The organism is Paenibacillus nanchangensis (assembly GCF_046543445.1).
Classification (GTDB): Bacteria; Bacillota; Bacilli; order Paenibacillales; family Paenibacillaceae; genus Paenibacillus_AQ; species Paenibacillus_AQ nanchangensis.
Window position 1 is genome coordinate 23,366 of the sequence record NZ_JBHOFD010000004.1, and the last position, 25,715, is coordinate 49,080.

Sequence of the window (25,715 nt, forward strand, 5' to 3'; positions counted from 1 at the left end):
GGCCCCGTTGTTTCGTTTCAGGCCAAGCCGCGGGGACTAATGGCCTTTTTTGCGGATTTGCTTGTCGTGATTTTCGCCCCACTCTTTCGCCTGTGCCGTCGCGATGGAAATCGCGAGGCCTTCCTCGTAACCGTCCTCCAGCAGCGCGTTTGCAATATCAATCGCTTTGTTGCGGACAGGCGCGGTGAAATTTTTCAGGGAGTCGGGGTAGTTATCGTGATTCCAAGGCATCGGTCATTCCTCCTTAGCTTGGCGTTTGGCCTCTTACTTTATAATTAGCCAATGCCTTCGGAACGAAACAAGTGCCCGGAAGCTTGTCATTAATTATTACCTCCACTTATTTTAGTAACTTACTTTTTTAAATATAATTCATCGGTTTTAAAATTTCAAGCACCCCACACATATTTTTTCCGGTTTCTCTTTCATTACTCGCTGTCCGGAACTCCGAAACAGTTGCGCTTACTTTTTACATAAGGGCCTCCCGCTTCTTTTCTCCCGTCGGTCCGCCGAGTAAAAAAAAGCACCAGCCCCGTAAGAGAGCTGGTGCCTGTTTCTATTGTTTTGCCTGATCCATCTAATCACGGGTAATGAAGAGCGTACCCTCTTCATCTTGAGTGACGGCAGCACCCAGTGTCTGCGCCAGTATCCGCAGCGGTACATAAGCGTCGCCGTATTCGTCGATAAAGACAGGCTGCGCCAGCTCGATCGGCAAACCATTCAGCGAGGCCTTGTCTGAGTCCACTTTAAACGTCAGCTTATCCCCATCCAGATCATCGATAACCGTGATTTCGGACGTCTGACCATTCCACTCCAGACGGCCGCCCAAGTCTTCGGCTATATAACGGACCGGAACCATCGTTACGTTATCGATTACAAGCGGATAATAGTAATCATCTTCCACCGGAATAACGAGCGACGCGGAGGTAATCCCCATATCCTCCTTCAGAATCCGGTATGCCGCGCTTTGCGGGTCAAACACGGAAAGCACGCGTGCCGAAGTTACATCCGGATCGGATACATCAAGCGCGCCATCCGCAGAAAGAACGTCCGCGGTAACTTGGCCATTGATGTTCCATGCTTCGCTTACGGATTTGACCGTCACACTGCGCACCGGTACGTCTTCACCTTGCGGAAGCGCAATCCGGAAGTCGACAGCCTGCTTGCGGATATGCAGCGAGCTGTCTACGTACAGATCCGCGGTCAGCTTCGTCTCTTTGCTGAGCACTGTGCGCATTTCCGGCACATCGCTGTACAGGCTTTCCAGACCTTGGTCGTACATGAGCAGTCCTGTGTCGACCAGCAGCTTGGCAGCGTCATGCACCACAGTGACGATGCCTTCTTTATCGTCGAGCGGCACAGACGGGATGCCCAGACCCTGGAACAGCTCTTCGTCCGCTCCGTTTTTCTTGATGATCGGCATCAAATAATCGTACAGCCCGCCGATCAGCTTTTTGAAGCCTTCCGTATCCTCGGAAATGGACTTCAGCAGTGATTTGGCAAGTGCCGGCAGTTCATCCCCGGTTACTTCCGCATGAACTTTGGTAAGATTCAGCGTTTCTCCATACACGGTTTCGGTGGCCGGCGAAATCTGCAGCACCGATGGATTCGGAAGATTATTTACCAGGAATTCGGTGACCAGATTGGATACTTCCTGGGCTTTGGCCGGATCAAGGCCTTCCGCTTCCATTTCAGCCATCATATCGCCAAACGGCACAACGAACGGCTGCTTGGCGCCTTCCACTTGAAGAACCGCCTGCGTGTTATCCGCATAAAGGGCAAAAGGCACGACAGCCGATTTGTAGCCGATGTTACCGCTTACCGAAACGGTACCGTTCTCCTGCGCCTTAATGGAAGAAGCCTGAACCGACAGCGAGTTGATCCAATCGATGATCTCGCGGTCTTCCGCGGTGGCCCCTTCCGACGCTTCCAGCTGCAGACTCAGCGAAAAGCTGGATTCCCCTGAACGCACATCCAGCGCGCTCAGCAGCGCTTTGTTCAAATCAAGCGCTCCGACCTGGCGGCAGCCCGCCAATACCAGCAAGAGCGCCAGCAGCGGCGCCAGACATTTAAAACCGATGGATGAAATTCTCTTCATTGCATTGCTCCCCTGCTGATTAATGTAAATCAATTTATTATCTCAGCGGGAGGGAGATCTTGTAAATCTTACTTTGGCCCTAGCCTATTGTAGGATACGGTTGCGTGTATTTGCGCATCCCAAACAGGACGGATAGACTAAGGGTTCTACGTTAGCCTGCCTTTCCTGATAAATCGTCACCATACGATCCATTTGACAGCAGCAAGCAGCGCAAGATGCGCCGGATAAAAAACACGCCACACCCAACGGGGCGGCTTGATCCGGTTCAGCCGGGTTTCCACTCCACCGCCAAACGCAATAACAAGGGTCGGAAGCAGACTGAACATCTGGATCGCCCAGCCATAATAAAACAGATAGATAAAATTTAGCGCCAGATGTCCTGCAACCGCCCAAAACGCAGGCAGGTAGCGGAACACCAGCACAAGCAGCAACCCGTAGGCATTATAGTCAAACGGAAGCCGGTCCATAACCCAAAGAGCAGCCAGCACGGCCGGTATCCCGTAAGCGGGGTGAGGCAGCCAGTCCAGCAGGCTGAGTACGGCGGCGGACACAAGGAGCGTAAACACGACATTTAGTCCAAATGGCGCAAGCGCAAAATTATACGGAATCTGGGAGGCCACTGCAATTAGCAGCAGACGGAACAAATATCTTGGTCTTGACGAAGTGTGCAAATGCCCCTGAACCAACAAATAACAGTACAGCGGGAACGCAATCCGCCCGATGTATCTCCATGCGGGCTGCTCGGGAAAAAAGATGTATCCGGTGTGATCGATCAGCATCGTCAGCATGGCAATAAGTTGCATCCGTTTCCTCCTTGATTCTAAGCTCTCCGGGCCCAAACTCCGCCGCATTAACAAGCCGGCACGTTTAGGAAAAGGTTGACTCTTATTATGCTGGATTTGTATGGCGGGCGCAACTTCCGCGCCTCCGGGCATAGCCGCCTATCAACGGGATAATATTTCCGGGAGCCTTGGCTTTGGCGGGAAACTTGGTAACGGCAAAAAAGCCCGCACACTGGAGTGCGCGGACTTTTCCTTAATCATTAGAAGTAGTCCCTTTTTACCGGGAAGACGCAGCGGGTTTAACATACAGACGGGCGGTTTCCTCCCAGATTTCGCCTGGCTCAAGTCCGAACAGTCCGGTTGTTTCCGCCGGAAGCTCGACGTTTGGAGCGTTTACCAGATTAATCTGCGGCTCAGGGCAGAAAAAAGTGCCGTTAGCGCCGTTGTTCCAGATCATCCACTGTTTGTAGGAAACCCCGACATCGTAGACCAGGGTAACGCCAATACGTGTATCGGTCAATTCCATCCGGTTGCGCCCGTCTTGCGGCACGGCGGTGTAATGATTATCCATAGGCTCAAAATAAGGGCTCACGCCTTCGCCGCGCAGCAGCTTTTCGCCATCGGACAACGGCTGGTGCTTGCCCGTCGGCAGCATCCGCTCGCTCAATTCCCAGCGTTCGCCGATTGTTGCCTTCACAAGGCAATCGTCTGCGCTGCTGCCCGGTGCAAACGGCGCGTTTACTGCCGTATGGAACGCCAGCAGACAAGGCATCCGTTCGTCGCCGTCGTTGCGGACAGTCAGCTGCTGGGAGAGCCCGTCCGGTCCAAGGGAATACCGCAATCTGACGGTGTAACGGTGGGGCAGATAGACGTACGACGGATGGCTGTCGTCAATCCGGATGGCGACGGTTACAAAGCTTTCGCTGCGGCCAGTGCCGAACTCCTCCACTTCCCATGCCGCCGTATGTAAAAAGCCGTGCAGATGGTTGCCCGTCGCTTCTTCGTTAACAGGAAATTGATACGTTTTGCCATTCCATGGAAATTTGCCGTCCTCGTAGCGGTTGGGCGGGAACAAAACCGGGATCCCGTGCGCACCGGGGCTCTGCCGGAACTCCTCCATCTCTTCGGCTCCCGGTTCGCGGAGAAAACGGTAACCGTTTACGGCATCCCGGAACAAAATCAGATTGCCGCCGATTTCGGGCAGCACCGCCGCTTCATAATTTCCAGCTTTTAGCCAGACCGCGCGTTCACCTTCATAGGTTCCTTCATAAGCTTGAATGGTTGTCACTTGCTTCGTGCTCCTTTCCACATAAACAATCAAGTAGCATACAACTGTAAGCGTATCATATCTTGCGGGTTCGTAACATGAGCAATTTTGAAGGGGGACGGTATCAGACTTTGCTCCTCCCCCTTATTCTACAGCTGCTCCACTTCAACACTGATCACATGGTCAATTGTTTTTATAAAATAATACACTTCGGTCGCATAATTATGATCGGGGGTGGACAGCACCATATCGATCTGCTGCTTGCCATCCTCCAGATCCTTGATTTTTATCCTGCGGATAATCTTGTTCCGCTGATGGGTATCGTGCTTCCGGTTCTTCTCTTCCTCAATCTTATAGATCAGGTCGGTCATGCCGCCGTCGTTTGATTTCATGATGATCTTGACGGCAAGATCATGTTTGTTCAGGTTCTGCGGGCCAATCTGCCTAATCAAATGCGGAACGACGTTGACGGCAAATATCAGCAGCAGCACCGCTACACCGGCTTCCACATAAAAACCCGCGCCCACTGCAATGCCGATACCTGAAGCCGCCCAGATCAGCGCAGCCGACGTCAGGCCCGTAATGGCGTCTCCGCCCCTGCGCAGAATCACGCCTGCCCCCAAAAAACCGATGCCGCTCACAACTTGCGCCGCAAGCCGCATGGGGTCCATGTTGGGATGGTTCGGATTGGCGAATTGATCATATGCATGAATCGATACCAAGGTAACCAGACAGCTGGCGATACTGATGACCATACTGGTGCGTATACCAAGCGGCTTCTGCTTCAGCTGCCGGTCGATTCCGATGAACAGGCCAAACAGCATGGCGGCAAGCAGCTTGATTACCGATTCTGTTAAACTCATGGTCTTATGCCTCCTTCAGGATTCGTAGCACCGCCGGACGCATTACCAACTGGCACGGAATAAGCGGTATTCAGCAGAAGTGTTAACAACAACCCTATCTGCAAAAAAACCGCCGAGGCGGTTTTTTAATCAAACATTATTATATTATGCGCTAACCGCAAGCGTTAGGCAACGGTTTTCACAAGCCCGTCATGACGCTTAGCCGTGGAGCAGCGATTCGGCTCCGTCGACGTACACCTCGGTGCCCGAAATGTGATCCGAATCGTCCGAAGCGAGGAACAGTGCCAGCTTCGCCACCTGGCGGGGTTTGCCCGGTCCCTCCTCCAGCGGCTGGTCGCCTTCCGGGAATTCCACCGGAATTTTGACTTCTTCCAGATCGTCGGAAGGGAACGTGTTGTCACCGATATTGGTCTCGATGGCCCCTGGACAAATTGCATTCACCCGGATTTTAAACTGGGCAAGCTCCAGCGCCGCCATCTTCATAAAAGCAACCTGGCCGGCCTTCGTTGTGCTGTACGCAGAAAATCCGATATTCGAAAACACGCGGTTGCCGTTGATCGAGCTGCAGATCAGGATGCTGCCACCGCGTTCTTTTAAGTGCGGGATCGCATATTTTACCGTCGCAAACGTGCCGCGCAGATTAATCTGAATCGTCTGGTCCCAATCGTCCATCTCCATCGTTTCAATCGGCGCCATGGCTCCGTTGATTCCGGCGTTCGCGAATACCACATCCAGTCTGCCCCACGTCTCGGCGACCTGGTTGACCGCTTGCTTGACCATTTCCGGCTTCGAGATGTCGCATTCCACTACCATCGCTTCGCCGCCGGCCTGCTCGACCTGGCGTTTGACTTCTTCCGCTTTATCGACAGTACGGTCCAGAAGCGCCACCTTGGCCCCCTGCTCCGCAAACAGCAGCACGCTTGCCTTGCCAATCCCTGACCCGCCTCCGGTTACGATCGCTACCTTGCCTGCCAGCTTCTTCTCCGACATGTCCACGATTCCTCCTCGTATGGGCGATAGCGGCCGCCTGACAAGCGGCCACGGTTATGTTCTTTCCTTAACCTTTACCTCCCATGCGCCCTGCTGAATCGCTGACTCTCCCGGTTCCCCCGGTCAGGACGGATCAGGCGTTATTTCAGACTGACTTTTCAACCGCCTGCATGGCAAGATGCTTCTGCCGCACCCTAATTCCTCCGCTGATAAATGGCGAGTTCATGCAGTCCCGCTTCGTCCATTGCATCGGTAACCAGTCCGGCAAGCAGCCGTGCGCCAAGCACCTGAAAATGCGTGTTATCCGATACTCCTGCCGGATGCGCCAAATATTCGCCGGGGTAACTCCACATGAACAGGTCTTTTGTTCCTTCGGGACCGTACCGTTCAAACAGTTCCCTGCTTTTGTCTGCCAAATCGATTAGCGGCACCTGCTCATCCGCAGCCAGCTCGCGCATTGCTTCAATGTAGCCGCCGTGGGTATTCAAAATCCGGCCTTGTCCGTCAAAAGCACGGCGATGAACGGGCGTGACAAGCACCGGCTGGGCTTTCGCCCGGCGGGCGCCTTCAATATAAAACTTAAGCTGATCCTTGTAAGTCGTAAACGGTTCGGTCCGCCTTGCGGAATCCGGCTTGGCGTCATTATGGCCAAATTGGGCCATCACGTAATCACCGGCCCGGAGCGTGCCAAGGATTCGCTCCCAGTGCCCTTCTTCTATAAAGCTTTTGGAGCTGCGGCCGGACAGCGCCCGGTTCTCGACAGCGATTCCGGCTTTAAACCGCTCCGGCAGGTATTGTCCCCAGCCTGCGTACGGAAAACCGGCTTCCCCTTGGTCGGTCACCGTGGAGTCCCCCGCAAGATACAATACGCGCGCTTCGGGATCGGGGCGGATTTCCAGCATGTTAATTCGCGGAGCCGCACCGGTAAACGACAGCAGCAGCGAACCGTCGTCCACCCGGATACTAAACGATTCGACGGCGGGACAGCCGGCAGTCCCGGCTAACGGATCAAGCAGGCTCCGTGCTCCCGGTCCGCGGACCGCCGTCCGGGTCTCCGCCAGCGGATCGCCGGACAGCAGCGTAATTCGGTAGACGCCGTCAGGAACGTCCATCCGGAACCCCGCCCGGAGGGGGATGCAAAAATTTCCTCCGGGTGATTCCGAGCCGGGTCTGGACCGGGCGTATACCACCGAACCGGGCAGAAAACCAAAACCTGCGGCTTCTGAATATTCCGTTTCCGGTGTTACCTTCACCATATCCGCTGCCGGTCTTCCCATGCCAAAATCAAACCTCATCACGTCGAAACTAAGCAATAAACCTCCTCCTTACCCCTTCAGGCCGCTTGTGCTGATTCCCTCGACGATCTGCTTCTGAAACAGGAAAAAAATCAGCATGACCGGCGCAAGGCTCACCACCGACATGGCGAACATCGGCCCCCAATTGGACACCGATTCGCTGTCGAGGAACATTTTCAGCCCCATCGACACGGTGTATTTGGAAGGGGAATTGAGATACAGCACCGGGCCAAGCAGATCCTCCCAGCGCCAGTAGAATGAAAAGATGGCGGCCGTGGCCATCACCGGACGGATCAGCGGCAGTATAATTTGATAATACAGCCTGAACTTCCCGCAGCCGTCGATTGTCGCCGCTTCATCCAGCTCTGCCGGAATCGTCCGGATAAACTGCAGCATCAGGAACGTAAAGAACGGCACGCTGAAAAACTGCGGCACAACAATCGGTTTGATGCTGTCGAGCCAGTTGAGCTTGGTGTAGATGATATACTGCGGCACAAGCACCACATCCGAGGGAAGCATCAGTGTCATCATCATAATGCCGAACCAGAGGCCGTGTCCAATGAACTTGTTGCGACCAAAACCGAAGGCGACCAGCGAAGAAGACAGCACGGCGCCGATGGTAGACAGAACGACGATGATCAACGAGTTCAGGATAAACACACCAAAAGAATATCCGGCGACGCCCTCCCAGCCTTTCGCGTAATTGCCCCACTCCCAAGGATTCGGAATCAGCTGCTGGGCCGTCACGAACACCAGCCGGCTTTCTTTGAAGGAGCTCATGATCATCCATAGAATCGGATACAGCATAACCACGGCAAGCGCGCCAACCAGCAGGTGATACACCGGCCATTTGAATTTGGTATTAGCCATCACTTATTTGGCACCTCCCGATTCGTAGAACACCCAAGCCTTGGAGGTTTTGAACAAAATACCGGTCATAATACCGACGAGCAGCAGCATGACCCATGCCATAGCCGAAGCATACCCCATGTTGTTAAACATAAACGCCTGGCGGAACAGGTACAGCGAATACAGCAGCGTACCGTCCATCGGACCGCCTTCCCCTTTGGAGATAATGTAAGCGGGCACAAAGGTCATAAAGGCGCTGATCGTCTGCATGACCAGGTTAAACAGCACAACGGAGCTGAGCAGCGGCATCGTAATCTTAACAAATTTGCGGAAAAATCCGGCGCCGTCCACGCTTGCCGCCTCGTACATTTCGGTGGGGATGTTCTTCAGGCCGGCAAGGAAAATCAGCATGGATGAGCCGAACTGCCACACGGACAAGGTAATCAGCATGACCAGAGCGGCCGAAGGGTTGCCAAACCAGCTGACCGGCCCCAATCCGAACACGCCAAGCAGTCCGTTCACAATCCCTGTGTCGCTGAAAATGTTCCGCCACATGATGGAGACCGCCACGCTGCCCCCGATAATGGAAGGCAAATAGTACATGGTCCGGTACGCACCGACCATCCGCGACTTCGTGTTCAGAATCATGGCGACAAACAAGGCGAACGTCAGCCGGAGCGGCACGCCGATAAATACATACAGCAGCGTAACTTTAAGCGACTGCAGATATTTAGGGTCACCCGTGAACATTTTGACGTAATTGTCCATCCCCACCCATTTGGGCGGGGAGAACAAATTGTATTTCGTGAACGACAAGTAGAGCGAAATCACCATTGGAATCAGGGTGAAGCAGAGGAAGCCGATGACAAAAGGCGAGATAAACGCATAGCCGGTCAGATTGGAGCGCAGCTTCCGGCCCAGCCTGGTACTGGCCCCGATAGGCCGATCTGCATTGCCCGGAAGCGGATTGCTGTAAGCCAAAGCCGATTCCTCCTTTACCGGTTCGCCAAAATTTCCGTCGCCTCGGTGCGGAACTGCTTGGCCGCGGCGTCCGGCTCAATTTGTCCGAAGTTCATCTGCTCGGCAAGGTCGGACAGCAGCGCCACCACCTCGGGCGATCCGACCGGCGGACTCATCGGGGATGTCTTCGGCTCCATATCCGCGACGAAGGTAAAGACCTGCTGGCCTGGCTCGGTCAGCACCTTGGAGACGGATTCTTTGATTTTGGCGGAAATCGGCACACCGCGTTCCCCTTTAATCAGCGCGTTGGCTTCTTCATTATTCGTCCAGAAATCGATGAATTTCGCGGCTTCTTCTTTCACCTTGGAATTTGCGGTGATCGACCAGTACATACTCGGCTGCATATACAGCCCTTTTTCCATTCCCGGTCCCGGCATTTGCGCCAGCTCCATTGGACGGTTGACCGCCTGCTGCAGCGCGACATACTGGTTGGACCACTGCCAGATTCCGATGCCGGTGCCCTTTACGATTTCGGACTCCTCGATAACGCCTTTATTCTGGCTCAGTTTGTCTTGTGTCGGCACCGCGCCATCCTTGATCAGACCGGACAGCATGCCGAAGAAGTCGCTGAACAGTTTGTCGTCTTCATAACCAAGCGCCGTGCCGTCATTGTTGTAGAGCGAAAAACCCTGCGTGCGGAGATAGTAATTAAAAAACACATCGGCAGCCATGGAGCTGTCCATATACAGGCCGGCGTCTTTGGCTTTCATCGCGATTTCTTTATATTGATCCCAATTCCAATTCTCCGGGATGGCGTCTACACCCGCTTTTTTCAGCAGCTCCGGATCGTAATGAAAACCGAGAACGTTGACGCCCAGCGGTACTCCAAACTGCTTGCCGCCGATTTTGCCGGTGTTCAGCACGTTTTCGTTTACGTCGCCAACCTGAATCGACTTGCCGAGGTAAGACGTCAAATCCTCCAGCTGTCCGTTCGTGCCATATTGGTTGATGTACGAAATGTCCATCTGCACAATGTCCGGCAGCCGGTTCGCCGCCGCCTGCGGGGCGAGTTTTTTCCAGTAATCATCAAATGAAGCGTATTCCGGTTCGATGGTTACGTTCGGATTGTTTTTTTCATACATGTCGATGACCTGCTGCGTGTAGGAATGCCGGGCATCGCTGCCCCACCAGGCAATCCGCAGTGTCACCGGCTCCGAGGAGCCTTTCGAGTTCGCAGCGCCGCCCGCGCTGTCCGGACTGCCGGCCGGCGTTGCTTCGGTATTTCCGCCGCCGCCGCAGCCCGAAATCAGAGTAAGTAACAGAGGGATGGCCAGTAATGCGGAACGTTTTTTCAAAACCTTTCCTCTCCTTTTGCATCGCATGATTTGAAAGCCGTCGCTGTTAGCGCTTCCATAGGTAAATATTCTCAAAATTATCCGCTGGAATGAATACAAAAATCCGTCCTGATTGTTTAATTTTCCGGCATCCCCTGTCTCAAGAATTCAGTGGGGGTCTGACCGGTTACCTTTTTAAACACCTGGCTGAAATATTGGCTGTTGCCGCCGAATCCGAACCGTTCCGCCAGCTCGAATACCTTCACATCCCCTTCGCGCGCCATGCATTCCTTCGCTTTGGCAATCCGGTAATTGGTCAAAAAAGCCGAAAAATTTTCGCCGGTTGTTTTCTTAAACAGCTTGCCGAGGTAGTCGGGATTCATATATAGCGTCTGTGCGGCGATCGCATTCAGACTGAGTTCCTCATTCGCATATTCTTCGGCAACGGCACGCAGCATTTTATCGACGACAGAGGATTGGCCGCTGTGGATATCGCTTACTGTAAACACCTGCTCCCTGCCGGAGGAGAGGAGCCGTTCAATTCCCTGCTTCATCTGCCGGTACATTCTGCGTGCATGAATCATCGTCCCCGGATCGCCGACCGCCGCGGCGGCATTCATTTTGTAATATCCGCGGAAGACGCCGCAGGCCTGCTCCAGCTTCTCCATTAGCTCCGCTCCGGCGCTTTGTTCCTCCAGCAAAAACAGCAGCCGGCCGTCGATGGTCGTGCTGAGCAGCGCGCCGTGGAGGTGCTCTTTGACGATGTTTTGCAGCGCAAACAGATGCTCGTATTCGTGGCTGTCCTGAATCTGAAACAAGACAAGCCGGACGGTGGTGCCGTTAAGGCTTAAGCCAAACAGCTCCTCGTAGTACTCCAGATCCTGCATGCCGTAAGTTTTGTTGGAGATCCATTCCTTTAAAAACTGCTCTTTCACATGCGGCAGCACCTTCTCAAACCGCCGCAGCATATGATCGGCCTGTTTTTCCCGTTCTTTGGCCCGTTCCAGCTCTCCTGTCAAATCGGCCAACGCTTCGTGAATCTGGTTTTCGTTGCAGGGTTTCAGCAGGTAATGCTTGACGCCGTGCAGCATCGCTTTGCGGGCGTAATCAAACTCCTTGTACCCGGTCAGCATGACAAAACGAAGCTCCGGATACTCCACAGCACAGCGCTCCACAAGCCCGATCCCGTCAAGTACGGGCATGGCAATATCGGTAATGACGATATCCGGCAGCAGCTCCGCAATTTTATCCAACGCCTCCGCCCCGTTTCGGGCTGTTCCCGCAAGAACGGTTCCCGCTCCGTTCCAATCGACCACCTGGGAAATGCCCTGCAAAATCAGACGTTCGTCGTCCACCAGCAGCACTTTATACATGAGAGATAGCTCCTTTCTTCAAGGGAATAACGATTTGAATAAGCGTCCCGCCGTCCGGGCAGCTTGTGATCCCGACCTCCCCTTCGGCGCCGAACACCAGCTTGACCCGCTCGCGGATATTGGCCAGCCCAATGCCTTCCCCCCGGGTTTGTACTTTGCCCTCCAACAGATCGGCCACAAACCGTTCTGTCATTCCAGGCCCGTCGTCGCCGACTTCAAGCAGCAGCCGCTCTCCTTCCCTCCGGGCGGTGACCGCGATTGTACACGTGTCCATTTTTGGCTCCAGCGCATACCGGATCGCATTTTCCACCAGGGGCTGCAGCACCAGCTTGGGCACCAGCGCATCGTGCAGCTCATCCGCCGCTTCCAGCCGGAAATCGAGGCGCTCCTCAAACCGGGTTTGCTGGATATACACATAGCTGTTGACGATCGCAAGCTCCTGCCGCAGGGGGATCAGGGTATCCTTTAAACCGATTGAGCTGCGCAGCAGATGTCCAAGCGCTTCCGCCATCTGGGAGATTTGGGTTTGTTTGTTCATTTTGGCCAGCCAGTTGATGGACTCCAGCGTATTGTAAAGAAAATGAGGATTGATCTGGGCCTGCAGCGCCTTTAGCTCCGTTTCCCGGATCGTAAGCTGCTTGGCGTAATTTTCATCGATCAGTTCGCGGATCCGCCTTATCATCAGCTTGAATGTCCGCTGCAGCAGGCTGACCTCGTCCTGCGCGTCATCCGACACCCGGCCAAGCGTTTGCTCTTCCAGATTATCCAATCCCCCATGCTCAATCTGCCGCATCTTGCGGGTCAGCTTCATAATCGGGCGTACGATACTCCGGGCCAGGCGGTAGCCAAGAATCAGGCCAAAAAACAGGATCATTGCAAAAATCACCAGCACGAGCTGCTTGACCAGATTGATCTGCTTGAACATTTCATTAAACGGCGTCGCATTGATATACGTCCAGTTCATATAAGAGGAAGCCGTTTTGGCGACAAAATACGTGCCTTCGCTAAAGGTGGCGGTCCGGTACGCCTCCCCTAAAGCCAGCTCTTCCCGCAGCTCATTTTCCCCGAGGATTGGCTTCTCGGGATAGACGGCCCGGCCGCTCTCCGCATCGGCAACAATCAGCTGTCCGCCGTTGTCCGGCAGCGTGGAGCTGTCCCGGATAATCCGGTCAATCCGGATGGAGATCACAAGCGTGCCCAGATGGTCCAAAGTAAACGTCGAACCTGTATACGACTTGATCTGCCGGACGGCGAGCAGCGAATTCCCGTCTCCCCGGGTATACCAGGCATTGCTGCCGCCAGCATCCCTGGCCCTGATTTTTAGCTCCTCCTGGAGTGCCTGCGAGACTCCCTGGCGGTTCCCTGCGCTCATCACCCCGCCGTTCGTATCCAGCAGCAGCATGGAATAGACGTATTTTTCGGCCCCGGCAAAAGCGACCAGGCGGTTGATAATCCGGTTGTTCAGCACAAGCCGTTCATACGGCTTGGGGTCCTGCTGCAAGAGGCGCAGGCACTGCTGGATTTGTTCGTCCGTCACGACCGTAAAAGACAGCTGTTCCAACTCGCGCAGCTCGTTTTCGATATTAAGCGATGACATGCCAAGCACCTCGGAGGCCTTTTCATAAATTTGCTTGTCGTAAATCCGGTACACATACTGAAGCACGGCAAAGGAAAACAAAAAAGACAGCAGCAGCACACAAGTAATAAGAATCATCGTTTTGGTGAAAATCCCGCCATTATTGAAAGCGTTTTTATGTATACCCATCCCGAATCCCCGCTCCTTGTTCAGAATTGTTCCGGCCATCCGCTGTCCCCTATTGGCTGCAACTTATGCCGTTTGAAATTGACCGGAGCCTTCAACGCAGGAATCATAGCATACCGCCCGCCTAATGCGCAAAGAAAAAAGGCAGTCCGGAGGTTCTCCCCCGAACTGCCGTTCATATGCTACAGCTCCACGGTTTTGGTTGCGATTTGCCTGCGGAATTCCTGATCATGCTCCACAAACAAAAGGGTGGGCGCGTGCTCCAGCAGCAGCTCTTCAAGCTGCATCCGGGACAGCACATCAATGAAATTCAGCGGCTCGTCCCAGATATACAAATGGGCCTGTTCGCATAGACTGCGCGCCAGCAGCACTTTTTTCTTTTGGCCGCCGCTGTAGGAGGAAATATCCTTGTCGAATTGGCTGCGCGCAAAATCCAGTTTGCGAAGGATCGCTTTCATCAGGCTTTCATCCACACTGTATGCTCTTGCGTAATCGGTCAAGCTGCCCTTCAAATGCGAGGTGTCCTGCGGCACATAAGAAATTTGCAGCCGGCTTCCTCTGTGCAGCGTGCCGGTATAGGGGATGTCTTCGCCGCAGATCAGCTTTAAGAGGCTCGATTTGCCCGTGCCGTTCCGGCCCGACAGCGCGATCCGGTCCCCTTGTTCAATGGTGAAGCTGACGTCCCGGCAGACCGGCTGCCCGCTGTATTGAATCGTCACCCGGTTCAGCTCCACCAGTCTGCCGCTGTAATTAAGGCAGGGGATTTTCAGGCTTTCCGCCGTTTCCACATTTTTAAGCAGCGCGGACTTTTCCCGGATCGCCTCCTGCTGTCTGTTTTCAAGCGACTTGGAGCGTTTCATCATTTTAGCCGCCTTGTGGCCGACATACCCCTTATCGATTTTGGAACCCGAATTGCGTGTTCCGTTTTTGGACCGTTCCACGGCATGGGACCAGTCGGCGGTCTGCTTGGAGGCTTCGGTCAGCCGCTTGACGTCTTTTTTGAGCTTGTCGTTCTCCGCCTGTTCAAAACGGTCCTGCCGCAGCTTGTTTTCATTCCAGGCCGAAAAATTCCCCTTCTGAATCTCCAGGTTTGTACGGTTAATGGACAAAATATGGTCCACGCACTGATCAAGAAACGCACGGTCATGGGAAACGAGGATATAGCCCTTTTTGGAGGACAAATAGCGTCCTACCAGTTCTCTCGCTTCTGCGTCAAGATGGTTGGTGGGTTCGTCGATCAGCAAAAACCGGTTTTCTTTGAGGAACAGCGCGGCCAGCAGCACTTTTGTCTGTTCGCCGTTCGACAGGGAGTCAAACGGGCGGTAAAAAACGCCGTCGTCCATGCCCAGCAAAGTAAATTCCCGCATGATTTCCCACTGCTGCCGCTCCGGAACGATGTCTTCAACTAAGGTTAATGTCAGCTGCTCTTGGTCCTGCACTTCAAACGGAAAATAATCAAATTCCACCGAAGCGGAAATTGTTCCGCTGTATTCATATTTGCCGAGCAGCAGCTGAAGAAAGGTCGTTTTGCCCCGTCCGTTCCTGCCGGTAAAGCCCAGCTTCCAGTCAGTATCGATCTGGAAACTGGCATGGTCGAATATCGGTTCATAACTGTCTTCGTAAGCAAAAGTAAGGTTTGATACGTTAATGATTGACATAAACGGCATCCTCCCCGCACATAAAAAATAGAGCCGCAAGAAAGTACCCTCTCTTACGGCTCATAAATGGTACGACAAAGGAAGCCGCCTGCGTCTGCACGCAAGCGGAATATGCCGATGAGCGAACGGATAAGGTATCTTTCTTGCACAACAAAACAAGCGTACCGCTACTTAGCGTTAACTTGTCTTATCTCTGCAAGAATTCTACATTATCCGTTCAACCCCGTTTCGTATATGGTTAGCGGTATCATACCATGCCTGCCGTGAAATCTCAACCCGGCACCCTACCTTTTACAGATGCCGGTTCGAAATGCGGCCAAGCCGGCCAACCCAATCAGCCGAGCATGATCCGGTCATCAGCCAGTTTGTGCCCGCTAATGCTCTCAAATTCGCTCATCAGCCGCTCAACGGTTAAATCGCGTTTGCGCTCCTCATCGATGTCGAGAATAATGCGCCCTTTGTCCATCATAATCAGCCGGTTCCCCAGCCGGATCGCCTGCTCCATGTTATGGGTAACCATCAGGGTCGTCAAGTTCATTTCGCGCACGATCGACTCGGTCAAGCGGGTAATCAGCTCTGCTCTTGACGGGTCAAGCGCAGCCGTGTGTTCATCCAGCAGCAGGATCTGCGGTTTCGTAAAGGTGGCCATCAGCAGGCTGAGCGCCTGCCGCTCGCCGCCGGACAGCAAACCGACTTTGGCGCGCAGGCGGTTCTCCAGCCCGATGCCAAGCCGCTGAAGCTGCTCCTTGAACAGCTTGCGCGAGCTTGCACCGGTGCCGAAACGCAGTCCTCTCGATTGGCCGCGGCGGTAGGCCATGGCCAGATTTTCTTCTATGGTCATATGCGGCGCGGTTCCCGCCATCGGGTCCTGGAACACGCGGCCGATCCAGCGGGCTCGCCGGTATTCCGGCAAACTGCTGATTGAAGAACCTTCAATCCGCACCTCGCCGATATCCGGCTTCATGACGCCGGAAATAATGTTCATCAAGGTCGACTTCCCGGCGCCGTTGCTGCCGATAATGGTGACGAAATCGCCAGGGCGCAAAGTCAGCTGAATGCCGAGCAAGGCAATTTTTTCATCCGGCGAACCCGGATTAAACAACTTCGATACGTTATTAAGCTCCAGCATTGACGCCGCCCCCTCTCTTGCCTGCTACGGCATCCGTTTTGGCATTGGCGGCTACCAGCTCGGCAGTCCGTTTGCGCGCGGTGCTCTTCTCTTTGAATACCCGCTGGATGGACGGGAACACGAGAGCGATGATGACGATAATAGCCGTAATCAGCTTCAGGTCCGAAGCATCGAGGTTCACGCGCAGCGCCAGGGCCACGACGATACGGTAGACAATCGAGCCAAGCACGACGGCGAGTGTGGCGCGGAAGACACTTTTTGCGCCGAAAATCGCTTCACCGATAATCACCGAAGCCAGCCCGATCACGATCATTCCGATCCCTGCCGAAGCATCCGCAAAACCCGATACCTGGGATACAAGCGCGCCCGAAAGGGCCACTAGACCGTTGGAAAGACTGATGCCGAGAATGATGGTATTGTCCGTGTTTACGCCGAAGCTGCGGATCATTTTGGCGTTGTCCCCCGTCGCCCGCAGCGCAAGCCCCAGATCGGTCCGCAGAAACAAGTCCAGCAGCACCTTAATAATAATGACAACAAAAGGCATAATAATTAGCGGATCGATAGAGGCGAAAACGATATTTTCACCCATCATCGACACGTTTGGCTTGCCCATAATACGCAAATTAATCGAATAGAGCGCGATCATCATGAGAATGCCGGACAGCAGCCCGTTTATCCGTCCTTTTGTATGCAGCAGGCCGGTACACGCACCAGCCAGCATCCCGCCGGCTCCCGCCGCCAGAGTAGCGAGCAGCGGATGTACGCCGTTTGTAATCAGGACAGCCGCAATTGCGCCGCCCGTCGTAAAACTCCCGTCCACGGTCAAGTCGGGGAAATCCAAAATCCGAAATGTAATATAAACGCCAAGCGCCATAAAAGCATAAAGCAGCCCCAATTCGACTGCGCCATTTAACCAGTCCATCCCTGTTCCTCCTTGAAACGACAAGGGGCGTTCCGCAGAAAACGCCCCGTCACCTATAAGATCGATTATTGAATCAAATTGTTGTTTTGGTCCGCGACTTCCGCTTTCATCGCGTCCGTTACCTCGATGCCTTGATCTTGTGCCGATTTCAGGTTAAGAATCAGGTCCAGCTTCTCCTGCTTCGCTACCTTCATCTCGCCTGGAGAAGTGCCGTTCTTCAGCACTTCAGCCGCCATCTCGCCTACCTGGTAGCCATGATCGTAATACTTGAAGCCGACCGTGGCGAATGCTCCCTTCTCAACCGTGTCGCGGTCGCTGGAGAAGAACGGCAGCTTGTTGTCTTTGGCCGTCTGAATAATCGAATCGACGCCGTTCACAACCGTATTATCCAGTGTAATGTACAGCGCGTCCGCCCGGCCCACAAGGGACTCGGCCGCCTGCTTCACTTCGGAGGTGTTCGTTACCGGTGCTTTTATCAGCTCGATTCCATGCTTGTCAAGGGCCTCCTGCGCCTTTGCCGCCATAACGACCGCATTAGCTTCACCTTCATTAATGATGATGCCGAGCTTCTTCACTTTTGGGAACTGCTTGGCGATAAAATCCATCAACCGGGTGATTGCTTCCGGATTCGTATCGGAAGCGCCCGACACGTTGCCGCCCGGTTTCTCCAAGTCCTTGACCAGCTTGGCGTCGATCGGGTCCGTGACCGCCGCAAACAAGATTGGCGTATCGTTTTTGACGGACTGCACAACGGCCTGGGCCGAAGGTGTCGCAATCGCCAGAATCAAATCGTTATCCTCAGTCGCCAGCTTCTGGGCGATCGAAAGGTTATTAGATTGGTCGTTCTGGGCGTTCTGATAGTCCACGGTCAAATTATCGCCTTCCGTAAGGCCCGCGTCTTTTAATGCGGCAAGGAACCCTTCGCGGGTAGCATCCAGAGACGGATGCTCGACGATTTGCGAAATGGCAACTTTGTAGGATTTGCCATCCGCAGCTCCGGAGCCAGCGGATGGCTGGGCTCCCTGTCCTGCATTGCCGTTCGAAGCCGCGCCGCCGTTATTGGAGCCGCAGCCGGCAGCCAGCAGCATCAGCGATAAGCCGATCCCGGCCCATATTTTCTTTGTTTTCATAGTGACAACCCCTTCGTTTACGGTTTCAGCGCGTGCATTGAAGTGAGCGTTACAGCAGTATCGCTTCTATTTATTAAAGCGACAGCTTACATGAACCTCTTAACTTCAACGCCAAGTCTATTCACTTATATTAGCTTGGCGGCGAATATCCGTCAATCGTTTAAATTTAGGAGTTTTACATCGTTTTCCTCACGTTTTTGTTACATAAAGCAGGACCGGCTGCGCACACTTTTCAGTAAATACATCGCTTGGAGGCCATCTACATGCTGAATCATCCAAAAGCCATTTTCCCCCGTTTGCTGCTGCTGGCAGCCGTTACCGCCGCGCAGGCCGGCTGCGGCACCGCTCCCGCGGACACGGATCAAGCCCAGCAGCACGTCCACACAAATGAAGCCAAAGCAAAAACAGGCACTTCGCTAAGCTTGAAGCGAAGCGACAACGCGGCGTTAATTCCGCTTAGCGTTGCAGCGGACCAGCTCGGGTACCGGCTTTTTGCGGAAGGCGGTAAAGACGGAGAAATAAAAATGGGTTACACCGACTGCATGTTCCGCCTGCGTCCCGGTTCAGTTCAGGCTTCAGCTTATGGCCATCCGGTAACCCTGCCCGACGCGCCGGTGATGAACGGCAATCAAATGTTCCTGTCCGCCGACGCCTTGTCCAAACTGCTGCATGCAAACGTCAGCTTAAGCCGGGACACCGGTTCCATTGTAATCGGGACACCAACCTATAAAGAAAACGAGCAGAAGCGGCAGGAAACTGCGGAGCAGTCCAAAGAACCCCGGTTCCGGATTCAAGCAGCCTCGGGTAACTCCGACAGCCTGATTCAGTACGCGAAGCAGTTCTTAGGCGTACCTTACGAATTTGGCGCAGAGCCCTATGAAAATTCGCGGACTTTCGACTGCTCCTCCTTCACAAGACATGTGTTTAAACGCTATGGCGTCGACCTTCCCCGGCTTGCTAAAGATCAAGGAAAAACAGGAACACGCGTTTCCCGGGACCAGCTGCAAAAAGGCGACCTGATCTTTTTTACCGTACCCGGACGTTTTGAGAGCGATGCGATCCCGGGCCATGTCGGCATCTATATTGGCGACGGCAAATTCATTCATACCTGGGGGGATCCCGGCGTGCAGATCAGCAATCTGGACACCGGGTACTGGAGCGATGTGATCCTGTTTATGCGGAGCGTAATGTAGTACCGGATCAACCCATTTGGGGCAAACGACGCCTCAGAACCCTCTGTTACACAGCCCGTACCGATCGTCCGGCATAAATGCAGCTGGCCTGCCGGCGCGGGCTTTTTTCATTCTATCCGATTCAGCCTTACCTAGTCTCAAGTCACGTAGCGGAAGCACTCCTTCCTCAGCAGCCGTTTCCCTCAAGACGATACTCATGTCGGCCCATTATTCACCAAAATATTCCTTCTGTGCCAGCCGCCGAACCTCCCGTTGATGCAAGCTGCACAAATATGTCGAGGTTCAATTTGGAACGTTTTTCGTAATTTCCAGCCTGTTTAACCCGATTATAAGCAGAAACATGCCCTTATCTCTTCAACACTTACAAAATCTGCTTTTCTATCACGTTCTCTTGTAAAAAAATACGGATTCGATTTGGATTGAACTCCGCCCTATGGTATCATTATTTACATAACTAGCCGAAAGGAGGTGTATGGAATGAAGCGCTCGAAGACTAGCAGACTTGCTGCCGTGCTGATGCTGGTACTGTTTTCTTTGGCTTTGGCCTTTCCGAACACCGACACCTTTGCGCATCGCAATCAGCCGGTTAATTACGAACAGAACGCCTATCACCCTTACAAGCATGATCATCCATTTGCGACGACCTTTCGGTTCCATCCCAAATGGCCGGGATCCCTGGCTGTCAAGGCACCGAATGCCGGGAGCATTCCCCCCGCCGATCCGATGATGCCGGGTACGGCAGGCGCTTTGTTCATTCCGCTGATCGGCAAACGGTTAAAGAAACTGCTGCTGCGTCCGGTGAAATACACCTCACGTTTCGTAGATCATTTTAGCGCTTAATGAAATTCATTGAATCTGCAAGCCAAGTATAGTTATCCACAGGAGGATTTATCATGAATTATAGAGAAACCGACCTTCCAGGGATCGGCAAAAAATTTGTTTTCCAAACCAGAAGCGGAGACAAGCTTGTCATCATCGTCCATGACGACGGCCGCCGCGAACTGTACCATTTCCATTACGACGACCCCGACGACAGCATCTCCATGGTCACCCTTGATGATGAGGAAGCACGCACGCTTTCCGCCGTTGTGGGCGGAGTCACTTATAAGCCCAAAGCCTTGGAGTCTATTGAGGTCGCACTCGATGACCTTGTCATTGAATGGTACAAGATGGAGCCGGGTAATCAATGCATCGGACACACCATCGGACAGCTCGATATCCGGGCGCGTGCGGGGGTAAGCATTATTGCAGTAATTGAGAAGAATCATACAAAGCATATTAATCCGGGAGCCGACATCGTGCTAAGCGCCGAGTGCATGATTGTCGCCGCCGGCGAACGGGAGCAGCATCGACGGTTCCGAGAAATCCTAAGGAACGGGTGTGGTTAATAGATGAATCATGTTGTATTCGAAATCGGTCTGGCCATTGCGCTGATCGCAATGGCCGGCCTTATCTCCAGCAAACTCCGCTTCTCCGTAGTTCCGTTCTATATCCTGGTCGGCATGGCGGTAGGACCGCATGCCTTCAAGATCTGGCATCTCGACTTTCGGTTTATCGAAAGCGCCTCTTTGATTGAGTTCCTCGGCCGCATCGGCGTCCTGTTTCTGCTGTTTTACCTCGGCTTGGAGTTTTCAGTTTCCCGTCTAGTCAAAGCTGGCAAATCCATCGCGGTTGGCGGCACCATTTATATTCTGATCAATTTCACGTTAGGACTGGTGCTTGGATTTGCTTTGGGCTTCCCGCTGGCAGAGACGCTCGTGATCGCGGGTATCACAACCATCTCTTCCAGTGCGATTGTGGCCAAGGTTCTGGTCGACCTGAAGCGGACGGCCAACCCGGAGACGGAAATGATCCTCGGCATTATCATGTTTGAAGACGTCTTTCTTGCCGTTTATATTTCCATCCTGTCCGGTTTCCTGCTCAGCGGTTCGACCTCGGTGGGCGGCATTCTCCTATCGGCTGCCATCGCACTCGGCTACATGCTGGGCATCCTGATTATTGGCAGAAAGCTGGTTCCGCTGCTGAACCGGGCACTGAACATTCAATCAGGCGAACTGTTTTCACTCGTCATCTTTGGATCGCTGTTCCTGATTGCGGGTTTCTCCGAGACGATCCATGTCGCCGAAGCCATTGGCGCCCTGCTCGCCGGGCTGGTTCTGGCCGATACCGATCACGTGAAGCGCATCGAAAAGCTGGTTATCCCGTTCCGGGATTTCTTCGGAGCGATCTTCTTCTTCAGCTTCGGTCTGACCATCGATCCGATGTCGCTTGGCGGAGAATCGTTCTGGTACGCGCTGGCTGCCGTGGCGGTGACGCTGTTCGGCAACTTCCTGGCAGGTATGCTGTCGGGCCGCAGCGCCGGGCTTAGCCCCAGGGCTTCCGCCAATATCGGGCTGACCATTGTTTCCAGAGGCGAGTTCTCGATCATTATGGCGAATCTCGGCAAAGCCGGCGGCCTGATGGCAGTGCTGCAGCCATTTGCGGCGATGTACGTGCTGATTCTGGCCATTATGGGTCCGCTGTTGACCAAAGAATCCAAACTGGTGTTCAACCTTCTGGACAAAGTGTTCAAATTCAACAGCCGTTATTTGAAACGCAAAGCGGACAAAACATTGACCGAACGCGAATCCTGACGATAAAGGATTGGCTTCCGTCATAAAGAAGGGCTGACCTCTCAAGCCATAGTTACCGGCTTGAGAGGTCAGCCCTCTTCATGTTGTTTTCAGCCGAAACGCGGAACCGGCTGCTGCCCGGCCGCCTTGGCGGCTTGTCATCTAAACATGCCCCATAAACGGATCAGATGAAACGTATTCGACGGATCGATTCGCTGGGCAATCACAAACCGCACAATCTGCTCCTCCTGAGCCGGAGTCAGCTTCTCGTTAAGGACTCCAGCCGCTCCCCGAACGAGCCGCCGCACCGTAGCTGTATTCTGGAGATCCTGTTTGGACACCCCGTTAATCATGGCTTTGATGCGTTCTTTGGTAGCGGGATTCTTCATCTTTACCTTGACCCGCTCCACAAATTGGGGACTGATTCCATACTGCACATAGTTCAACCTTATGGCACCTCCCATTCTATCCGGACATTCCAGTATATGACTTCCGGATGACGAATGTGCCTAGTTGCATGCAATATTTGATACGCGGGGCTGAACTGCCCGCTCAGTCAATCAAATCTCCCTGAAAAATCTGCTCCTTCTGCAAATATCCGCGCAGCGGGGCAAATTCCGCCGCCGTCCAAAAGGTCCCGTCCGCCAGCAGCGCTGCCGCATCGTCCCGTGTCTGTTCCAGTATGGCAAAATCGGCAGTCATATCAGCCAGCCGGAATTCAGGCAGACCGCTTTGCTTTGTCCCAAAAAAATCGCCGGGTCCCCGGAGCTCCAGATCCCGTCTCGACACCTCGAACCCATCATCCGTTTCAGTCATGGCTGTCAGGCGCTCACGCCCAACCTCGGACTTTGGGTCGGCAACAAGCACGCAATACGAAGCATGTTCGCCCCGGCCTACCCGGCCCCGCAGCTGGTGAAGCTGCGACAGGCCAAACCGGTCGGCGTCCATAATCACCATCAGCGTCGCATTCGGCACATCGACCCCCACCTCTACGACGGTGGTGGAGACAAGCAGCTGGGCTTCGTTTTCGTAAAATGCGCGCATTACTTCGTCTTTTTCCGCCGGCGTCATCCGGCCGTGGAGCAGTCCCACTTTGAAATCGGGAAATGCTTGCTGCATCTGCACATACAGGTCGATGGCATTCTGCACGTCAAGCTTGTCCGATTCTTCGATCAGCGGACAGATGAGATAAGCCTGCCGGCCTTGGCTGACCTCACGGGCAATCAGCTTCAGCACTTTGTCCATCATGTCGTGTTTCACCCAATGCGTCTTGATCGGAATGCGGCCTTTAGGACGCTCTGACAGGGTCGAGACATCCATGTCCCCAAACACGGTAATCGCCATGGTCCGGGGAATGGGCGTCGCCGTCATGGTCAGCACATCCGGATTGTAGCCTTTGCGGCGGAGAATGCTCCGCTGATTGACGCCAAACCGGTGCTGCTCGTCCGTAACTACAAACCCCAGCTCACGGAAATACACATCCTCCTGGATCAGCGCATGTGTCCCGACAATAATATCGATTAAGCCCATTTGCAGTGAGGCCAGCAGATCCTTGCGCTTGCGGCCGGTCACGCTGCTGGTGAGCAGGCCAACCGTAATGCCAAACGGCTCGAACAAGCGCTGAAGCGAGCGGGTATGCTGCTCCGCCAGGATTTCGGTCGGAACCATCAGCGCGCCCTGGTAACCGGAACGAACAGCGGCAAACAGCCCGATGGCCGCAATCACCGTTTTGCCTGAGCCGACATCACCCTGCAGCAGCCGGTTCATGCAGTACGGGGAGCGCATATCATGCAAGATCTCCAGTTCGACCCGCTTTTGAGCATCCGTAAGCTCAAATGGCAGGCTGCGGACGAACTCCCGGATTGTAGCGTTGTCGGCGGTATGCACGACCCCGTCCATCCGGCCGCGGTTTAATACGCGAAACGCCTGCATTTTCAGCTGGAACAAAAACAGCTCTTCATACACCATCCGCCTTCTTCCCTGCTGCCCTTCACGTGTATCTTCAGGGCGGTGGATCGTGGCAATCGCCCGTTTGCGGGGCATAAAATCATATTTGCGCAAAATCAACGACGGCAGGATTTCGGGAATCAGCTCCCCATACTGCTGAAGCGCCGTCCAGATCGTTTTGCGGATCCAGTTCTGCGTGATTTTACCGCCTACCGAATACACGGGCTGCAGCGTGCCGGTTTTCCCCTCTCCCTTGTCGGGAAATTCGTAGTCGGTTACAGTGATCTGGCTTCGCTTCTGATCCCATTTCCCGGACAGGACGATTTCTCTACCGGGCGTAAGCTGCTCCCTGACAAAAGGCCGGTTGAACCAGGTGGCCGTAAACATCCAAGGTTCGGCCAGCATTTTGCAGCTCAGCCTCGACTTACCGCCGTAGCGCTGCAGTACCGGAACACCCATCACTTTGGCTTGGACCGTTACCTTGTCGCCGTGCTTCACTTCGCTTAATGTGCGGGGGCGGTAATCCTCGTACCGGAATGGATAATACTCAAGCAGATCCGCTACGGAATAGATGCCAAAGGCGTGAAGCTCGGCTGCTTTCTGAGCACTCACGCCTTTGACCTGCTGTATCTGAATTTCTTGTAAAGATAACGTCATACGAATCCCTCTACTTGCCGGCGGGCCAAATGAATACGGCCAGGGTCCCGTTGCCGACATGGCTGCCGACCACAGGTCCCACGTTCGTCAGCACTTTCTCTTCCAGCTTGAAATGCCCTGACAGCTCGGTCAGGAATTCTTCGGCTGAAGACGGTTCAGCCGTGTGACCTACTGCGACGTTGACCCTGTCAACGCCCTGTAAATCCTGTTTGAACAGTTCGATCATCCGGGCGACCGCTTTCTTGCGGCCCCGGACTTTTTCGACGGCGTAGATGATGCCTTCTTTGTCGATGGACAAAATCGGCTTGATATTCAGGAGTGTGCCAAGAATGGCGGACGCTTTGCCGATCCTCCCGCCTTTTTGCAAATATTCCAGCGTGTCCACCAGAAAATACAGCTTTCTGGACTGCCGCAGCTCCTCCGCAGACCGCAAAATCTCTTCAGGCGGCTTGCCTTCCGCGGCCAGTCGCGCGGCATGGACAACCATCATACCGAAACCGTAGGAAGCGGACAAGGAGTCCACTACGGTGATCCGCTCCCCTTCTTCTTCCAGCATCGACTTGGCCAGCATGGCGGACTGGTAAGTCCCGCTCAGGCCGGACGAAATATGAAAAGAAAGAATCGCGCTCCCGGGAAACCGCTCCATGATGCCGCGATAGACGTTCATATACTCCACCGGCGACGGCTGCGACGTTGTCGGCAGCTGCGATACGCGCGGCAGCCGTTCGTAGAACTGCTCTGGCGTAATGTCCACATTATCCCGGAATGCCTCACTGCCGAACATAAGCGTGAGCGGCACAACCTCGATTCCGAGCGATTTGGCCATTTCCGGCGGTATATCCGAGGTGCTGTCAGTAACGATAACGGTAAGGTTCATGGATTGCCTCCCCTGCGCTT

At 54.0% G+C, this 25,715-nt stretch carries 23 protein-coding genes; 4 read left to right on the forward strand and 19 right to left on the reverse strand.

What is annotated here, in order from left to right; all coding sequences use genetic code 11:
* Nucleotides 1-36: 36 nt before the first annotated feature.
* The 16 genes from ACE6ED_RS03800 to ACE6ED_RS03875 all read right to left on the reverse strand — a co-directional run bounded on the left by ACE6ED_RS03800 (nucleotide 37) and on the right by ACE6ED_RS03875 (nucleotide 18,409).
* Nucleotides 37-231, reverse strand: coding sequence for a DUF2188 domain-containing protein (locus ACE6ED_RS03800; protein WP_410825641.1), 195 nt, complete (start codon nucleotides 229-231; stop codon nucleotides 37-39).
* 343 nt (nucleotides 232-574) lie between these two features.
* On the reverse strand, nucleotides 575-2,095 hold the full coding sequence (locus ACE6ED_RS03805; RefSeq protein ID WP_410825642.1) for a copper amine oxidase N-terminal domain-containing protein: 1,521 nt from the start codon (nucleotides 2,093-2,095) through the stop codon (nucleotides 575-577).
* Nucleotides 2,096-2,271: 176 nt separating this feature from the next.
* Complete coding sequence (locus tag ACE6ED_RS03810; RefSeq protein WP_410825643.1) at nucleotides 2,272-2,898, reverse strand: TraX family protein; 627 nt, start codon at nucleotides 2,896-2,898, stop codon at nucleotides 2,272-2,274.
* A gap of 256 nt (nucleotides 2,899-3,154) precedes the next feature.
* The gene (locus ACE6ED_RS03815; RefSeq protein WP_410825644.1) at nucleotides 3,155-4,165 is read right to left on the reverse strand and encodes an aldose 1-epimerase; all 1,011 of its coding nucleotides are present in this window, start codon (nucleotides 4,163-4,165) and stop codon (nucleotides 3,155-3,157) included.
* 128 nt (nucleotides 4,166-4,293) lie between these two features.
* Complete coding sequence (locus ACE6ED_RS03820; RefSeq protein WP_410825645.1) at nucleotides 4,294-5,007, reverse strand: MgtC/SapB family protein; 714 nt, start codon at nucleotides 5,005-5,007, stop codon at nucleotides 4,294-4,296.
* Nucleotides 5,008-5,205: 198 nt separating this feature from the next.
* Nucleotides 5,206-5,997, reverse strand: a complete 792-nt coding sequence (locus tag ACE6ED_RS03825) for an SDR family oxidoreductase (protein WP_410825646.1) — start codon at nucleotides 5,995-5,997, stop codon at nucleotides 5,206-5,208.
* A 194-nt stretch (nucleotides 5,998-6,191) separates the two neighbouring features.
* A complete protein-coding gene (locus tag ACE6ED_RS03830; protein WP_410825647.1) occupies nucleotides 6,192-7,310 on the reverse strand; it encodes a rhamnogalacturonan acetylesterase in 1,119 nt (372 codons plus the stop codon).
* A gap of 12 nt (nucleotides 7,311-7,322) precedes the next feature.
* The gene (locus tag ACE6ED_RS03835; RefSeq protein WP_410825648.1) at nucleotides 7,323-8,162 is read right to left on the reverse strand and encodes a carbohydrate ABC transporter permease; all 840 of its coding nucleotides are present in this window, start codon (nucleotides 8,160-8,162) and stop codon (nucleotides 7,323-7,325) included.
* Between the two features lie 3 nt (nucleotides 8,163-8,165).
* On the reverse strand, nucleotides 8,166-9,062 hold the full coding sequence (locus ACE6ED_RS03840; protein ID WP_410825846.1) for a carbohydrate ABC transporter permease: 897 nt from the start codon (nucleotides 9,060-9,062) through the stop codon (nucleotides 8,166-8,168).
* Nucleotides 9,063-9,136: 74 nt separating this feature from the next.
* Nucleotides 9,137-10,456, reverse strand: a complete 1,320-nt coding sequence (locus ACE6ED_RS03845) for an ABC transporter substrate-binding protein (RefSeq protein ID WP_410825649.1) — start codon at nucleotides 10,454-10,456, stop codon at nucleotides 9,137-9,139.
* Nucleotides 10,457-10,572: 116 nt separating this feature from the next.
* On the reverse strand, nucleotides 10,573-11,808 hold the full coding sequence (locus tag ACE6ED_RS03850; protein ID WP_410825650.1) for a response regulator: 1,236 nt from the start codon (nucleotides 11,806-11,808) through the stop codon (nucleotides 10,573-10,575).
* Entirely contained in the window at nucleotides 11,801-13,612 is a 1,812-nt protein-coding gene (locus ACE6ED_RS03855) for a sensor histidine kinase (RefSeq protein ID WP_410825651.1), read from the reverse strand. The genes ACE6ED_RS03850 and ACE6ED_RS03855 overlap by 8 nt, the downstream gene beginning before the upstream one ends.
* A gap of 140 nt (nucleotides 13,613-13,752) precedes the next feature.
* The gene (abc-f, locus tag ACE6ED_RS03860; RefSeq protein WP_410825652.1) at nucleotides 13,753-15,228 is read right to left on the reverse strand and encodes a ribosomal protection-like ABC-F family protein; all 1,476 of its coding nucleotides are present in this window, start codon (nucleotides 15,226-15,228) and stop codon (nucleotides 13,753-13,755) included.
* Between the two features lie 334 nt (nucleotides 15,229-15,562).
* Nucleotides 15,563-16,357, reverse strand: coding sequence for an ABC transporter ATP-binding protein (locus ACE6ED_RS03865; RefSeq protein ID WP_410825653.1), 795 nt, complete (start codon nucleotides 16,355-16,357; stop codon nucleotides 15,563-15,565).
* Nucleotides 16,344-17,279, reverse strand: a complete 936-nt coding sequence (locus ACE6ED_RS03870) for an ABC transporter permease (RefSeq protein ID WP_410825654.1) — start codon at nucleotides 17,277-17,279, stop codon at nucleotides 16,344-16,346. Before ACE6ED_RS03870 ends, ACE6ED_RS03865 begins: the two co-directional genes overlap by 14 nt.
* 65 nt (nucleotides 17,280-17,344) lie before the next feature.
* On the reverse strand, nucleotides 17,345-18,409 hold the full coding sequence (locus ACE6ED_RS03875; RefSeq protein ID WP_410825655.1) for an ABC transporter substrate-binding protein: 1,065 nt from the start codon (nucleotides 18,407-18,409) through the stop codon (nucleotides 17,345-17,347).
* A 263-nt stretch (nucleotides 18,410-18,672) separates the two neighbouring features.
* Here ACE6ED_RS03875 and ACE6ED_RS03880 point away from each other — a divergent pair, with 263 nt between their 5' ends.
* The 4 genes from ACE6ED_RS03880 to ACE6ED_RS03895 all read left to right on the forward strand — a co-directional run bounded on the left by ACE6ED_RS03880 (nucleotide 18,673) and on the right by ACE6ED_RS03895 (nucleotide 22,235).
* Nucleotides 18,673-19,602: a C40 family peptidase gene (locus tag ACE6ED_RS03880; RefSeq protein WP_410825656.1), complete on the forward strand. Its 930-nt coding sequence runs from the start codon at nucleotides 18,673-18,675 to the stop codon at nucleotides 19,600-19,602.
* A 477-nt stretch (nucleotides 19,603-20,079) separates the two neighbouring features.
* The gene (locus tag ACE6ED_RS03885; protein ID WP_410825657.1) at nucleotides 20,080-20,442 is read left to right on the forward strand and encodes a hypothetical protein; all 363 of its coding nucleotides are present in this window, start codon (nucleotides 20,080-20,082) and stop codon (nucleotides 20,440-20,442) included.
* 53 nt (nucleotides 20,443-20,495) lie between these two features.
* Nucleotides 20,496-20,990: a cation:proton antiporter regulatory subunit gene (locus tag ACE6ED_RS03890; RefSeq protein WP_410825658.1), complete on the forward strand. Its 495-nt coding sequence runs from the start codon at nucleotides 20,496-20,498 to the stop codon at nucleotides 20,988-20,990.
* Between the two features lie 3 nt (nucleotides 20,991-20,993).
* Nucleotides 20,994-22,235, forward strand: a complete 1,242-nt coding sequence (locus ACE6ED_RS03895) for a cation:proton antiporter (RefSeq protein WP_410825659.1) — start codon at nucleotides 20,994-20,996, stop codon at nucleotides 22,233-22,235.
* A 137-nt stretch (nucleotides 22,236-22,372) separates the two neighbouring features.
* Here ACE6ED_RS03895 and ACE6ED_RS03900 read toward each other — a convergent pair whose 3' ends face one another.
* From ACE6ED_RS03900 to ACE6ED_RS03910, 3 genes are all read right to left on the reverse strand, one after another.
* Complete coding sequence (locus ACE6ED_RS03900) at nucleotides 22,373-22,660, reverse strand: stage VI sporulation protein F (protein ID WP_410825660.1); 288 nt, start codon at nucleotides 22,658-22,660, stop codon at nucleotides 22,373-22,375.
* 106 nt (nucleotides 22,661-22,766) lie between these two features.
* On the reverse strand, nucleotides 22,767-24,818 hold the full coding sequence (recG, locus tag ACE6ED_RS03905; protein ID WP_410825661.1) for an ATP-dependent DNA helicase RecG: 2,052 nt from the start codon (nucleotides 24,816-24,818) through the stop codon (nucleotides 22,767-22,769).
* A gap of 10 nt (nucleotides 24,819-24,828) precedes the next feature.
* Nucleotides 24,829-25,695: a DegV family protein gene (locus ACE6ED_RS03910; RefSeq protein ID WP_410825662.1), complete on the reverse strand. Its 867-nt coding sequence runs from the start codon at nucleotides 25,693-25,695 to the stop codon at nucleotides 24,829-24,831.
* Nucleotides 25,696-25,715 lie beyond the last annotated feature (20 nt).